The sequence below is a fragment of the Streptomyces sp. NPDC005706 genome, from assembly GCF_040631045.1.
Taxonomy (GTDB): Bacteria; Actinomycetota; Actinomycetes; order Streptomycetales; family Streptomycetaceae; genus Streptomyces.
Genome location: NZ_JBEXYS010000018.1, coordinates 23,543 through 36,936, shown reverse-complemented (window position 1 = coordinate 36,936; position 13,394 = coordinate 23,543). Strand labels below are relative to the sequence as shown.

The following is a 13,394-nucleotide window of genomic DNA, read 5'->3' as shown; positions in this document are numbered from 1 at the left end:
CCCCACCTCTCGCTGCCGGCACCCGGCCAGGGTGCCGGCAGCGAGCGAGTCCCGCACGTGGTCTCAGGTCACCGCTTCCCGTAGTCCTCCACCATGGTGCCGACGAGCGCCAGGAGGGCGCCGGCGCGACGCCGGTCCTCGCGCCGGGCGCGCAGGGCCTCGTCGGCGGCCCGCAGGCGGGCCACGGCGGCTGGCTCGCCGTCCACCAAATCGTCGACCAGCGGCGCGGTCAGCAGGTCCAGGCACTCGGTCAGCAGCCGGCGGGTCGCAGGCGCCGGAGGGCTGGGGTCGGGGTCGGCGTACGCGGTGGTCAGGTAGCGTGCGGGGTCGGTGAGGCGCCAGCCGGCGACGGTGCCGTCCTGGACCAGGAGCGCCAGGTCGGGGGCGATGCCGATGCAGGCCTCTACCGGCTGGTCGAGGACGTCGAGGTCGCGCAGGCAGGTCAGCACGGTGTCCCCGGGAGCGCGGCACAGCACCGAGCACATCTCGTGCCGGAAGTCCCGGACCTCGTCCGCCCGGAGCCCGCCCGGGCGCACCGGGGGCAGGGCCGGGGCACTGACGGGCGTCTCGGCGGACGCGGAGGCGTACGGGATCCGGAGCTCGGCCCCGACCAGCTCCCGGCCGACCGGGTCGAACCGCAGGACGTCAGGCGCGTCCCACAAGTGGTCCTGACTGCCGAAGGTGTCGGCGAGGAACCGCTCACGCTCCTTCACGTCCGCGTACCGCACGACGTCCACGGAGTCGCCCGTGAAGTGGGGGGTGAGGCGCAACGGATCGTCCGTGACCGTCGCGCGCCAGCCGCCGTCGAACGACACCGTCACCCTTGTGTCACCGATTGCCGTAGTCCTCCACCAGGTTACCGATGAGCGCGAGGAGGGCGTCTGCGCGGTGCCGGTCCTCGCGCTGGGCGCGCAGGGCCTCGTCCGCCTTCAGCAGGCGGGCCAGGGCGGCCGGGTCCCGGTCCTTCACCTCGTGGAGCAGCGGCTCGGTGACCAGGTCCAGGCACTCGGTGAACAGCGCCCGGACGGCCGGGGACGGCGGGGCGGGGTCGGGAGCGGCGAATCCGGTGGTCAGGTACCGGACGGGGTCGGTGAGGCTCCAGCCGACGACGGTGCCGTGCTGGGCGAGGAGCGCCACGTCCGGGGCGATGCCGATGCGGGCCTCCAGCGGCTCGTCGAGGACGTCGACGTCGCGCAGGCAGGTCAGTACGGTGTCGCCGGGGGCGCGGCAGAGTTCCGTGGCGACCTCCAGTCGGAAGTCGCGGGCCTCCTCCGCGCGCAGGCCGCCCGGGCGGGCGGGGGGCGTGTCCGGAACGCGGGCGGAGTCCTCGGCAGCAGCGCATGCGTAGGGCAGCCGGAAGGCGGCGCCGACCAGCTCTCGGCCGTCCTGGTCGAACCGGAGTTCGTCGGGGGCGTCCCACAGCCACTCCTGGCTGCCGAAGGTCTCCCCGAGGAACCGCTGCCATCCCTCCACGTCGGCGTACTCCGCGACGCGCACACATTGGCCCGGGAAGTCGAAGCGCGGGGTGGCGCGCAGCGGAGCGTCCGTCACCGTCGCAGTCCAGTCGCCGTCAAGGGTGAGTCTCATGTGGGGAAGCCGTTTCATCGAATCTGCTCTGCGGGTGCCATGTAGCCGTTCTTCGCCGGAATCCTGCCCTCCACCACGTCCGCATGGGTGATGGGGCCGCCGGGGTCGGTCGGCAGGCCGCCGAGCGCCCGCACGCCGGAGTCGCCCCTGATGCCGGACGGGCCGTACGCCGTGATGACGTTGCCTGCCCCGGCGCCGCCGCCTTCCGCCACCACGATGTCCTCCCCCTGCCGGAAGATCAGCCTCCCACTGCCCGCCGTCGAGTGGTACACCGCGTCCGGGCTCTTGAGGATGTCCAGGACCCGTTCGTCGCTGAAGCCGTGCATGGAGTCCGCGTGGTAGTTGCCGGCCTTCCTCATCCGGTTGCCCTGAGCTCTATCGACGACCTCGTCCGCGGTCTGGACGGCCTTCTCCCTGGCCTGCTGGGCCTTCTCCTCCTTCGTGTACTTGGGCATCAGCCCCAGCGGGTCGCACCCCGTGTACGGGTTGTCCACGTAGCCGAGGGGGTTGGGCGCGGGGGCGAGGCCCAGCGGGTCCGGGGAGGTGTAGCGGCCGGTCTCGGGGTCGTAGTGGCGGAAGAGGTTGTAGTGGAGGCCGGTCTCGGGGTCGTAGTACTGGCCGGGGAAGCGCAGCGGGGTGTAGGCGCCGCTGTCCCTGGCCCAGGCCGTGGTGCCCCAGAGGGTGCTGCGACTGCGCCAGGCGATGCCGCCCGTCTCGTCGACGAGTTCGGTGGGGGTGCCGATCAGGTCGGTGGCGATGGCGAAGAACCGCCGGTCGATCTCCTGCTGCCGGCTGTCGGCCGTCAGGATGCGCTCGGTCTGGGCGAGGGGGACGACGTCCCGATGGTCCCAGCTCAGGGCGACCGTGTGCGGGAGGTCCGGGCGGTGGCTGGTCTGCTCGCAGAGGGTGAGTCCGTCCCAGGTGAAGCGGACCTCCTCGGCCACGCTCTCGCCGTCGGCCGCGAGGCGCTGCTTCGCGGTGCGGCGGCCCAGCGGGTCGTAGCGGTAGCGCCACCGGGTCCCGTCCGGGGTGGTGACGGAGGTGAGGCGGTTCTCCGTGTCCCACACGTAGCGCCAGGTGTCGGGCTTGTGGGACAGGCGGGTCTTCCGGCGCAGGGTGACGCGGCCGAGGGCGTCGTGCTCGAAGCGGACGTCTCCGGCGCGGGTGATGCCGGTGCCGCTGTACGTGCGCGGCCCGGTGGCCTCGGCGCCCGGGTGCCGGTCCGGCCAGGAGGCCGAGGTCTGGTTGCCGGCGTCGTCGTACGCGTACCGCTCCGTCCAGCCCGGGGCGTGGACGGCGGTGACGCGGCCCAGCGGGTCCAGGTCGAACGTGCGGGTCCCGGAGAGCCCGTCCGCGACGGACAGCAGGTGCCCGTCGGCGCGGTAGGCGTAGGCCCGGCTGTTGACGGCGCGGGCTCCGGCGGTGATGTGCTGCGCGGCGAGCCGTCCGGCCTCGTCCCAGGCCGAGGTCACGGTCAGCGCGTCACCGAAGGCGCGGGCCAGTTCGCGGCCGGCGGCGTCGTGGGTGAAGTCGACGGGCCGGCCGCCGGTGGTCAGCCGTGCGGGGAGCCCGTCGGAGTCGTAGGCGTAGGTGGTGACGTGGCCGGTGGGGGTGGTCCGGCTGACGCGCCGGCCCAGGTCGTCGTAGGAGTAGAGCATCGGGCGGCCGTCCACCAGTTCCGTCTTGACCAGCCCGCGGCGGTCGTACTGGTAGCGCAGTTCGCTGTCCGGCCCGACCGCCTCCAGGAGGCGGCCCGCCCGGTCGTACGCGTACGTCGTCACCCGGCCGTCGACGGTCTTGGCGAGCACCCGGCCGAGTGCGTCGCGCTCGAAGGAGACGGTGCCGCCGAGGGCGTCGGTCCGGGCGGTGAGGCGGCCGGCGGCGTCCACGCGGTAGGTCAGGGTGCGCCCGTCGAAGTCGGTCTCGGAGACGGTGTTGCCGACCGCGTCGTACTCGTACGTCCAGCTCAGGCCGTGCGGGCCGGTGACCCGGGTGAGGCGCAGGTCTGCGTCGTGCTCGAACTCGTATCGGGCGCCGTCGGGGCGGGTGGTGGCGAGCGGGAGGTCGAAGTGGGTGTACTCGTGGCGCGTGACGGCTCCGGCGGCGTCGGTGTGGGCCGTGCGGTTGCCCTCGCCGTCGTAGGTCCACGACTCGCTCGCGCCGTCCGGGCCGGTGCGGCGGGCGAGCAGGCCGTCCGCGTTCCACTCCAGGCGGGTGACGCCGCCCGTCGGGTCGGTCACCCGGACCGGACGGCCGAGCCCGTCCCGCTCGGTACGGGTGGTGGCGCCGGACGGGTCGGTCACCGCCACCGTCCGCCCCGCCGCGTCGCACGTGACCAGGGTCGTGTTGCCGAGGGCGTCGGTGACCGAGGTGGGGCGGCCCGCCTCGTCGTAGGTGGTGCGGGTGGTGCGTCCGGCCGGGTCGGTGTACGAGGTCCGGTTGCCGCGCTCGTCGTAGGTGTACGCGGTACGAGCGCCGTCCGGCCCGACGACCTCCGCCGGCAGCCCGAACGGCCCGCGTACGAGGCGCAGTTCGGAGCCGTCGGGGCGGACGGCCGAGACCAGCCGCCCCTCGTCGTCGTAGGTGAAGGAGTGCGTGGCGCCGAGCGGGTCGGTGCGCGTCAGCGGGTTGCCGTTCGCGTCGTGGCGGAAGCGGGTGGTGTGGCCGAGCGCGTCCGTGGTGGCCAGGATCCGGCAGTGCGGGCCGATCAGGTGCCGGGTGGCCCGGCCGTCGACGGTGGTGAGCGTGGTGGTGCGGTGGCCGGTCCCGGGGTCGGGTTCGGTGTACGTCAGGGTGATCTGGACGTGGCCGGCCTCGCCGCCCTCGGCGACGACCCGGTCGCGGTCGTCGTAGACGTAGTCGTAGCGGCGGTCGTTGGAGTCGATCCAGGCGATGACGCGGTGGCGTTCGTCGTAGTGGAAGGCGGTGGCCGCACCGGAGGGGCGGGTGACGGTGGTGAGGTCGCCGGTCTCGTCGCCGTAGTCGTAGCTCACCAGCGGCAGGTCCGCGCCGTCCGCTCCGGCGCCCGCGAGGGAGAGCGCGGTCACCCGCCCGGCGGCGGTGGTCAGCCGTACCCGGTGGCCCGCGGAGTGCACGAGGGCGAGCGGCAGTCCGTCGTCCGCCCGGTCGACGGTGACGCTGTGACCGTTCCGGTCGCCGATGCCGGACAGCCAGGCGGTGCCGTCGCCTCCCGGTTCGGCGCCTGCCGGGGCGGTGAAGTGGCGGACCACTCCCGATTCGGGGTCGGTCAGCGTGTAGTCGCCGTCGGTGTCCCGGGCGAGCAGCACGCGCGCGGCCGCGCCGGGCTGCGGTCGGGTGGGGTCGCCGGGGACCGGGTGCGGGTAGGTGACCAGGAGGCCGTCGGCGGTGACGTGGACGACGCCGACGGCGTCGATCTCCAGCCGCTCGTCCACCGTGGACGTCCACGACGGTCCCAGGAAGCGGCCGGCGGTCAGGCCGGACTCGGTGCGCCGGGTGAAGACCAGCGGCAGGATCCCGGGGATCTCCACGTCGGTCTGGGGCAGGAACATCCGGCCGGTGGCGAGGTCCACCGGGTCGGAGCCGTCGGTGAGGCGCTCCCCGTCCGGGCGCCTGTGGGTCCCGTCCTCGACGTCGTCGACGAGCCTGCGCACCTTCGAGGCCTCGGAGGCGTCCTCGGCGATGCGCACGCCCTTCACCGCGGCGCCGCCGCCGTCGGTGGCCACGGTCAGCACGATGTCGGGGATCAGCCGGCCGAACCCCTCGGCCGGGTCCTTCATGAAGTCCTTGACCATCTGGGTGCCGGTGCCGACGGGGTCGTTGGCGGCCACGACGAGGCCGGCGGCCAGGCTGTTGAGGGACGTGGCGTACTCGGCCGGGTGCGTGAGGTTGTACGGGTCCATGGGGTCGACGCTGCGGACGAAGTTCACGATCCCGGCGGTGCCCTTGATCAGGCCCCCGGCCACGTGGTCCTGCATGATCTGCAGTTCGCCGAAGCCGTCGCGCAACTGCTCGGCGTAGGACGGCTTCTTCGGGGCCATGTCGCGGGCGGCCCGCACCGCGGAGCGCGCGGTCTCCGCGGCCGAGTTCCGCTGTGTGCGGGCGTCGGCCAGGATGTCCTGGGCGTCCTGCATCAGCTTCCTGCCGGGGTCGTCGAACGTCTCGGCGGGGCGCGGCGGGAGCGAGGACGGGTCCCGCTCGTCGGCGGGCCGGGCGTTGTAGCGGTCGACGGCCTTGTTGTAGGCGTCGACCTTCGCGCGGTGGGCGTCGGCGGCGTCCTCGGACGCCTTGACGCCCGCCTTCCACTTGTCGATCGCCGTCTGTGCCTGGCCCTGGGCCCAGGTGACCGTGTCGGCGAACGACTCCAGCGCGCTGATCGCCTTGACGCACGCCTCACCCGCCGTGTACCAGCGGTGCGGCTGCTTGCCGACGGCGGTGCGCAGCGCGTCGGCCGCCTCGCCCTTGAGCCGGGAGGTGTCGAGGCCCCGGAGGCCGTCACCGGTCTCGTTGAAGGACGACTCGAAGGCGCGGAGCTTCGCGGCCACGGCGTTGATCTTGCTGGGGCTGCCGTAGATCAGCTTGGTCTTGTCCTCGGTCTGCCCGAGGTCCATCTCGTCGACCTCGGCGCCCAGCCGGTTGGCGACCGAACGGGACTGCTCGCGTACCCAGTCGGCGCCGGACTCCCAGCCGACGTCCTGCAACCGGTCGGCGGTCCAGTTGCCCGCGTCCTCGACCCGGTCGCCGACCCACTCGACGCCGTGCTCGATCTTGTCCTCGACCGAGTCGGGCGTGATGTCGCTGATGAAGTCCCCGATACCCACCGTCAGTTCCCCCCGGACTCACCCTGCTGTTGCTGCTGCGCGCGCTCTTCGGGCGACGGTCCGAAGGTGTCGTCCAGCGCCTGGTTCCACCGGTCGTCGGAGATGCCGAACGCCTTGTTGAGCAGTTCCGACTGCCGGCCGCCCTGGCCCTCGGTGAGCACGGTGCGGCCGGTGTCCTTCCAGGTCTGCGCCATGTCGTCACCGGCCTTGTCGAACGACTCGGCGCTGTAGTCGGGGTGCAGGTAGTCCGGGGTGAAGATGGCGCCCCAGCCCTGCTTGGCGATCTCCTCCTCACTGGCGTGCGGGTTGCCGCCGAACAGGGAGTTGGCGCCCACCTTCAGCGAGCCCGCGACATACTGGTCCTCCTCCCAGAGGGTGCCGGCCGCCAGGCCGAGCCGGTTCGCGATCTCGCTCGCGTCCCGGACCAGGGCGCGCACGCCCCACTCCCAGGATTCGCAGAAGTCCTCGAAGTCGGCCGAGAGGCCGTGGTGTCCGGCCTCCATCCCCGTCATCGCCAGCTCCGAGAAGCCCTTCCCCATGACGGAACCGGTGGCGCCGCCGAGGTCGCCGAGCTGGTCGATGGTCGTCCCCAGGCCCTGCGTGAACTTGGCGACGGACTCCTTGTCCAGCTGGAGGTCCTTGCCGTCGTCGCTCATGACCGCGCCTCCCCCGCGCGGCCGGTGTCGACGGCGACCGCGTCCGGGACGATGCCGGCGACCGGCGGGAAGAACATCGCCCCGTCCTCGGTGGCGATGTCGACGGCGAGGCCGGCTGGCTCGCCCAGGGCCGGCACGATCTCGTCGACGATGCGCGCGCCGAGCAGAGCCGCGTGCTCCACCGGCTGCTCACCGGGCGCGTGGTGACGGGCGAACCGGGCCAGCGCGGTCTCGTCGGTGAACCCGCAGACCCACCGCACCCCGCCCGCACGCACCGACCACAACCCGCCGTCGGCCACCGGCACCAGAAGGACGGAGCGGCGCATCTCACCGACGAGGGCCCGGGGGTCGCCGTCCGCCCGTCTCCGCTCGGCGATGCGCTCGGCGAGCGCCGTTCTCGGCTGCTCCACGGTTCCTCCCCTGTCACCGACGACTCATGGCACCGTAGGGGAGGACACGCGCGAACGGCCGGATGGTTCTCCGGAGTTCCTGTGAAACGGCGAAAGCACCCGGCGACGGCGTGCGGCGAGAGCCGCTTCTCGGGCCGATGGCGGCACGCCGGCCCTTACACGGCGCGCGGCGCACGACCCGCCGGCATGGACGGACGCGCCTGGAGGCTGACGCCGTTGTGCTCCACCGGGCGTGGGCGGTGCCGAGGGGTGCGTGTCAGCGCGTGACGGTCCACGTGGCGAAGTTGGAGGTGAGGTCACGTACGGCGGAACTGCGCACGGCTGAGGTGGCGTCGACCACGGTGGCGGTCACCTTGTGGGTGCGCTTGTCGGCCGGCACGCCGAGGACGGCGGGGAGGACCAAGGTCTTGCCGCGGGCCTGCTTGGCCTCCCGACCGTCGACATACCAGCGCAGTTGCGGGCGGGAAAGGCCCGGGCCAAGGTCCGCGAGCCCGACAGCGAGGCGGGTGAAGCGGGAGGCCGTGGCGGAGGTGTCGACCAGCGGGGTGAGGGCGTTGGCGGAACGGTAGAAGCCGGCGATCATCGCCTCGCGGCCGGGCAGGTTGAACTGGTCCGTGTTCAGGGCCCGCATGATGGAGTTCTCGGTGGGACGGTGGACCCCGTACTCGTAGTAGTCGGCGCCCTCGAAGGCGCCGACGACACCGCCGCTGGGGTCGGGCTCGCCGAGCCATGACGCCCACTTGGCGCGCTTCGCTGCCATCTCGTTCACCGTCAGCGTCGAGGCGTTGGGGTAGGCGGGCTCGGGGTAGGGATAGTCACCGTAGCCCGCGTACTGGTACTCGTCGGCCAGGAGTCCCACGGAGTGGGCCATCTCGTGCGCGGCGATCAGGGTCGACCGGTCGTTGTCGGAGGAGAGCGTGGAAACGCCGTCGTAGCCGTAGTCCGCCGCGAGACCCGAGTAGCCGGCGCCGCCGTACTTGGTGGAGTTGGAGATTACGATCACCAGGTCGGTCGCGGGGGCCTTGTCCGCGTAGGTCTTCGTCCTGCCGAGGTCGACGCAGATCAGGCGCTCCGTGTCGCCGCACCAGAAGTACGAGCCGAGCGCGGTGTCCCTGACGGCGTCCCGGCTCGGGTCACCGGTGACACCGGAGTCCTGGGAGACGGCCTTCACGGCCCAGACGTTGAAGAGGCCCGCGTAGCTCTTGTACGGGTCGATGTCCGTGACCTCGTCCCACTTGATGCGGGCGTCCTCGATGAAGTCGTCCTGCTCGGCTGCGGTGTAGCCGTCGCCGATGATCGTGACGTCCAGACGGTCGGCGGTCGGGCCGGTCTCGGCGAGCGGGACGACCTCGCCGTCCTCCGAGGGGGCGGCGGTGCGCCGCCGGGCGTCCGCTGCCGACTGGGTGTGCGGGCTGTCGGCGGGGACGCTCGTGCGGGCCCCCTCGCCGGCCGGATCGGGGAAGTACTCGACGCCGACGTGCGAGCCGGTGCCGGACGTCGGTACACCGGCTCCGGCGGCACCGGCCGCGAGCAGGGCGACGGAGAAGGCGAGGGCGGTCGCCACCGCGGATCTGCGTATGCCTATGTGCACGGAGTTCTCCCTGATCGGTTGGAGTGACGTGGTCCGAAAAAGCGTGCGGCCAGGCTCGGTTGAGGCTGCGGCGCGGTGTACGGGGCGGCTGCGATCGGGACCGGCAGCGGGGCGAGCACGGCGGTGCCCGGGGACGGACGTCTGCGCACGGTACGAGCCCCCCACTGGCGACGAAGCCGAAATGCTCGATCGATGTAAACAGACACTTAAGTCTGTTTAGGTCGTCGCTTAAGTTAGGGAGCTACGGCGGTCCTGACAAGGGCGGTTGGGAAAGGGAATGCGGTGACGGACCGACAAGGGGGAGGTTCGGGCTGCGGATCGGGCGGTCTCGACCCGTCCGCCCTGGGGGCTCGTGTCCGCGGCCTCCACCTCGAACGCGGTCAGGTCCAGCGGCAGGTGGCCGTGCCCGAGTACACCGCGTCCTACGTGTCGACAGTAGAGGCGGCAGGACACGTCCCTCCGAAGCCACCCTCCGGTACATCGCCTACCGTCTCGGCCTGACACGAGGGGCTGGTGACCGGCCCCCCGCCGGCTTCGCACATCGGCCCGCGTTCCCGTCTCACCGGCGCGCAGCGCGCCCTCGCCACCGAGGGGGCGGGACAGGCGCCGGCGTCTCACCGGGAGTTGCGCGACCAAGCGACCCGGCACGGACTGGAAGCGGAACACGCCACCGCGCCCGTCGGCCTCGGCGAGTGCGCGTTGGACGCCGGTGACCTCACCGAGGCACGCCTGCGCTTCGCAGCGGCCGAGCAGACCCTGGCGGACGCTCCACTCCCGCGGCGCGGCGTGGCCGTGCCGTCGCCCACTACCTGGCGGGCGAGCTGGACCACTCCGTCCGCCTGTTGCGAAGCGCCCTGGACGAACTCACGGCCTTCGGCCTGCACGACCCCGGCGCCCTGCTACTCCTCTAGCGACCGAGACAGCGGCGTGTCTGCGAGCCTCGGACGTGCCCGCCGCTCAGGACGCCGTCAACGCCGCCCTCAGCTGTCTGCCTCGCCACACCCCGAACTACTGCCTGCTGAGCGTCAAGGCGACCCTCGGTCTGCCGAGCCCAGCACAGGAGCTGCTGGCGCAGAGGGCAGCGGACGAGCAACGCGTCCGCCGCCTGCGCTTCTTGAAGAAGAACCTCTACGACCACCCGGACCTCGTCGTCCTGGACCAACTCGAACACCACGCCCCTGGTGCCCTGGGCGACGAGCACGTTGCCGAACTCCAGCGCCTCGCTCGCCTGATCTGCTCCTGCGACCGGTGGTGGTTCCCGCTCCTGCAGCAATGGGAGCAGGTCGGCCAAGGGTTCACGAACATCGAGAAGCGGCAGCAAGCCATGGTCGTGCTGTCCGACTCTCTCAAGGCACTGAACGGCGGCAGCCTGCCCAGCAGCATCGAGTCAGTGGATATGCCCGGGCCCGACCGATCGCCTCGAAGGGCACATCCATGAAGCTCGTCCTGTGGCGGGCGCTGCTGGCCCCCCTGACCAGCCTCCGGGCTCTGCTCGTTCAACGACGCAGCGCAACGCCCCTGTCCTACGACGCTGCCTGGCGCCAGGCTCGCCTGGACCATTGTCCGGACGAAATGGTCTATCGGCTGCACGGCCACCAGGCCACCACCTCTGACCAGGCGTCCAGTGCCCGGCTACCCTCCGCACCGACCAGGAAGGACAAGCCAACCGACCGTCGTCCCTGACCCGAACACCCTCATATGCATAGACGCGCTTCGCCCTGTCCATAGAGGACGGGGCGAAGCAAGATCCACCAGAAGCCCTCGGCTTTCCGATGCACTTGCGAGGACGTGGGCGATTCCCCGCATACCCAGCGGAACCACCTACCACGGTCCGGCCAGTATCTGAACTGATGCAGCGGCAGGGGAACCGACTGGCGGGCCGTGTCCTTGGGGGAACTGGCCCGGCACAATTCCGTCTTGAGCAGACTCCGGTCCGCCACGGTCAGCAACTGCCTACGGGGAAGACGGTGAACGCGCATCTGACCACGGTCTGCGAGTTCCTGCGTTTCTGCGCTGGGCAGGGCCGTATCCCGCGGGAGGTCGCCGACCGGCTGGCCGAGCCCCGTCTCCTTCACCACATGCCTCGTGATTACCAGCGCGGCGAGCATGGCGAACCTCCCGTCGAACGTCAGGAGACTGGGAACCAGACCGACAGGCGCTTTGCAATGACCGGTAGATCGACGTGGTCCTGCGCGACTTCCTCGACGAACGGGCCGGCAATGGAGACGGGCGGCGGGACGGTACTGGCGCTGACGCCGTTGAGCCGCAGGAAGACGCGCATGGCAAGCCAGGCGGTGCGTTTGTTGCCGTCGATCAGCGCGTGATTGCGGGCAACGGAGTGCAGCAGGGCCGCCGCCTTCTCGTGCAGCGTGGGATACAGCTCGGCCCCGAATACATTGGTGCGGGGCCGTTCGATAGCTGACACCAAAAGTCCCATGTCACGCACGCTGTGCTCGGTACCGTTGACCGTGCGGGCGATGGCCAGAATCTCGTCGATCTGGATGTGGCGCACCTCGGTCACTTCAGGTAGTCCAGGATCTCCGCATCGCTGTCCATGAGCTCGGCCAGGACGTCATCAACCTTCAGCTCGGCCCGATTCTGGGCTTCACGGATGGCCTCAATGGCAAGTTCCTGCTTGCTGCGGCCCTCCCGGCGAGCACGCTCGGTGAGCTTCGCGTCCAGGTCGTCGGGAAGTCGGAGTGTCATCGCCATACATCAATGATACCAGTCCGGTATCAAGGGTGTGGTGGTCCCCGGCTCTCAGCTCCGCGGAGCGCGGAACCAAACGGCCACTCGCGCCGCTACCGCGGAGGCACGGCAGAGACGCGAGCGTCATTCAAGCGTCAAGAATTTCCGCAAGCGCCACTTGAAGGCGTCGCCGTTGCAAGCGCCTCGCTCACGAATTCGCAGGTCAGAGAGCTCTCAAAGATCGATCCGTCGACTCGAACCGCTGCACGGTGGGAAACAGGTCGAGCAAACCATCAGAGCAACAAAACCCCAGGTCAAGCCCCCTTCGCGACCGGCTCCAGAATCGCCACGCACTCCACGTGCGACGTCATCGGGAACAGGTCGAACGCCCGCAGCGTCCGCACCCGGTACCCCCCGTCGCGGAAGTACCCCAGGTCGCGGGCCAGGGCGGCCGGGTCGCAGGCGACATAGGCGATGCGGCGGGCGCCGAGGGAGGTGAGGTGGTCGACGGTCCGGCGGCCGGCGCCGGCGCGGGGCGGGTCGAGGACGATGAGGTCGACCTCCGTGATGCCGGTGCGCGGGAGGACCGACTCGACCTTGCCCTGTTCGACGCGGACCCGCGGGAAGCCGGCCAGGTTGTGCCGCGCGTCCTCCACCGCCCGCTTGCCGGACTCGATGCCGAGGACCGCGCCCTTCTCGCCAAGGCGGTCGGCCAGGGCGCCGGCGAACAGGCCCACGCCGCAGTAGAGGTCCAGGGCCATCTCGCCCTTGCGGGGCAGCAGGCCCTGCATGACGGCCTTGACGAGGGTGTCGGCGGCCTTCGGGTGGACCTGCCAGAAGCCGCCGCTGCCGACTCGGTAGGTGTGGTCGTCGGCGCGCTCGCGCACGAACGCGCGGCCGTGGACCCGGTGGATGCCGCCGTCCTTCTCGTCCACGCGCATCACGGAGACGGGCCGGTCGAGCTCGACCAGGGGCAGCCGGGCGCCGGGCCGCGGCTCCAGGATCACCATGCGGTCCTGGGAGCCGGTCGCGGCGATCGCCTCGACGGAGGCCATGCCCGCCCAGTCCCGGTCCTCGATACCGAGCTCGCTGACCCCGGGCGCGGCGATCATGCAGTGGTCGATCGGCTCGACCTCGTGGGAGCGGTGGCGGCGCAGTCCGGCGTTGCCGTCGGCGTCCACCGCGTACTGGACCCGCGTCCGCCACTGCGGCACCTGGCCCGCGGGCAGCTTGTCGCCCTCGGCCGGCAGCACCGTGCCGTCCCAGCCGGCCTCCTCGGGGGTGAGGCCCGCGAGCCGCTGGAGCTGCTCGGCGATCACCTCGCCCTTCAGGCGTCGCTGGGCGCCCGGCTTGGCGTGCTGCCAGTCGCAGCCACCGCAGCGGCCGGGGCCGGCGTAGGGGCAGGGCGCCTCGATGCGGTCCTTGGACGCGTCGAGGATCTCGACGGCGTCCGCGCGCAGGAAGCGGGCGCCCTCCTCGCCCTCGGTCACCCGGGCCACCACCCGCTCGCCCGGCAGCGCGTGCCGGACGAACAGCACCTGGCCCTCGGCGGTACGGGCGATGCAGTGGCCACCGTGGGCGACGGGGCCGATCTCGACCTCGTACTCCTCGCCCACCAGAGACTTCGTCGGTTCTGTCTGCATGGTGGGGTGACTCCAGATCG

General features: G+C 71.6%; 10 protein-coding genes. 1 reads left to right on the top strand and 9 read right to left on the bottom strand.

All coding sequences use genetic code 11. The features are described 5' to 3' along the window. Nucleotides 1-68: 68 nt before the first annotated feature. The 6 genes from ABZ478_RS25760 to ABZ478_RS25735 form a co-directional block, all read right to left on the bottom strand. On the bottom strand, nucleotides 69-821 hold the full coding sequence (locus tag ABZ478_RS25760; protein WP_359553020.1) for a hypothetical protein: 753 nt from the start codon (nucleotides 819-821) through the stop codon (nucleotides 69-71). Nucleotides 822-828: 7 nt separating this feature from the next. Beyond that, on the bottom strand, nucleotides 829-1,587 hold the full coding sequence (locus ABZ478_RS25755; RefSeq protein WP_359553019.1) for a hypothetical protein: 759 nt from the start codon (nucleotides 1,585-1,587) through the stop codon (nucleotides 829-831). A gap of 14 nt (nucleotides 1,588-1,601) precedes the next feature. Next, nucleotides 1,602-6,386 carry a putative T7SS-secreted protein gene (locus ABZ478_RS25750; RefSeq protein WP_359553018.1) on the bottom strand — a complete coding sequence of 1,595 codons (4,785 nt, stop codon included), beginning with the start codon at nucleotides 6,384-6,386 and terminating at the stop codon, nucleotides 1,602-1,604. A 2-nt stretch (nucleotides 6,387-6,388) separates the two neighbouring features. Next, nucleotides 6,389-7,042: a hypothetical protein gene (locus tag ABZ478_RS25745; protein ID WP_359553017.1), complete on the bottom strand. Its 654-nt coding sequence runs from the start codon at nucleotides 7,040-7,042 to the stop codon at nucleotides 6,389-6,391. After that, nucleotides 7,039-7,452, bottom strand: coding sequence for a hypothetical protein (locus ABZ478_RS25740; protein ID WP_359553016.1), 414 nt, complete (start codon nucleotides 7,450-7,452; stop codon nucleotides 7,039-7,041). Before ABZ478_RS25740 ends, ABZ478_RS25745 begins: the two co-directional genes overlap by 4 nt. A 256-nt stretch (nucleotides 7,453-7,708) precedes the next feature. After that, the gene (locus ABZ478_RS25735; protein ID WP_359553015.1) at nucleotides 7,709-9,043 is read right to left on the bottom strand and encodes a M64 family metallopeptidase; all 1,335 of its coding nucleotides are present in this window, start codon (nucleotides 9,041-9,043) and stop codon (nucleotides 7,709-7,711) included. Nucleotides 9,044-9,989: 946 nt separating this feature from the next. Here ABZ478_RS25735 and ABZ478_RS25730 point away from each other — a divergent pair. Beyond that, nucleotides 9,990-10,481: a hypothetical protein gene (locus ABZ478_RS25730; RefSeq protein ID WP_359553014.1), complete on the top strand. Its 492-nt coding sequence runs from the start codon at nucleotides 9,990-9,992 to the stop codon at nucleotides 10,479-10,481. A 690-nt stretch (nucleotides 10,482-11,171) separates the two neighbouring features. Here the strand turns inward: ABZ478_RS25730 and ABZ478_RS25725 are convergent. The 3 genes from ABZ478_RS25725 to ABZ478_RS25715 all read right to left on the bottom strand — a co-directional run bounded on the left by ABZ478_RS25725 (nucleotide 11,172) and on the right by ABZ478_RS25715 (nucleotide 13,374). After that, nucleotides 11,172-11,564, bottom strand: a complete 393-nt coding sequence (locus tag ABZ478_RS25725) for a type II toxin-antitoxin system death-on-curing family toxin (RefSeq protein ID WP_359553013.1) — start codon at nucleotides 11,562-11,564, stop codon at nucleotides 11,172-11,174. Further along, nucleotides 11,561-11,755, bottom strand: coding sequence for a ribbon-helix-helix protein, CopG family (locus ABZ478_RS25720; protein WP_359553012.1), 195 nt, complete (start codon nucleotides 11,753-11,755; stop codon nucleotides 11,561-11,563). Before ABZ478_RS25720 ends, ABZ478_RS25725 begins: the two co-directional genes overlap by 4 nt. A gap of 290 nt (nucleotides 11,756-12,045) precedes the next feature. Next, nucleotides 12,046-13,374: a TRAM domain-containing protein gene (locus ABZ478_RS25715; RefSeq protein WP_359553011.1), complete on the bottom strand. Its 1,329-nt coding sequence runs from the start codon at nucleotides 13,372-13,374 to the stop codon at nucleotides 12,046-12,048. Nucleotides 13,375-13,394: the final 20 nt, after the last annotated feature.

Bases quoted from the DNA above. Each gene is read 5' to 3' on its own strand.
- ABZ478_RS25755 (WP_359553019.1), bottom strand. From the start codon at position 1,587: ATGAGACTCACCCTTGACGGCGACTGGACTGCGACGGTGACGGACGCT.
- ABZ478_RS25745 (WP_359553017.1), bottom strand. From the start codon at position 7,042: ATGAGCGACGACGGCAAGGACCTCCAGCTGGACAAGGAGTCCGTCGCC.
- ABZ478_RS25720 (WP_359553012.1), bottom strand. From the start codon at position 11,755: ATGGCGATGACACTCCGACTTCCCGACGACCTGGACGCGAAGCTCACC.
- ABZ478_RS25715 (WP_359553011.1), bottom strand. From the start codon at position 13,374: ATGCAGACAGAACCGACGAAGTCTCTGGTGGGCGAGGAGTACGAGGTC.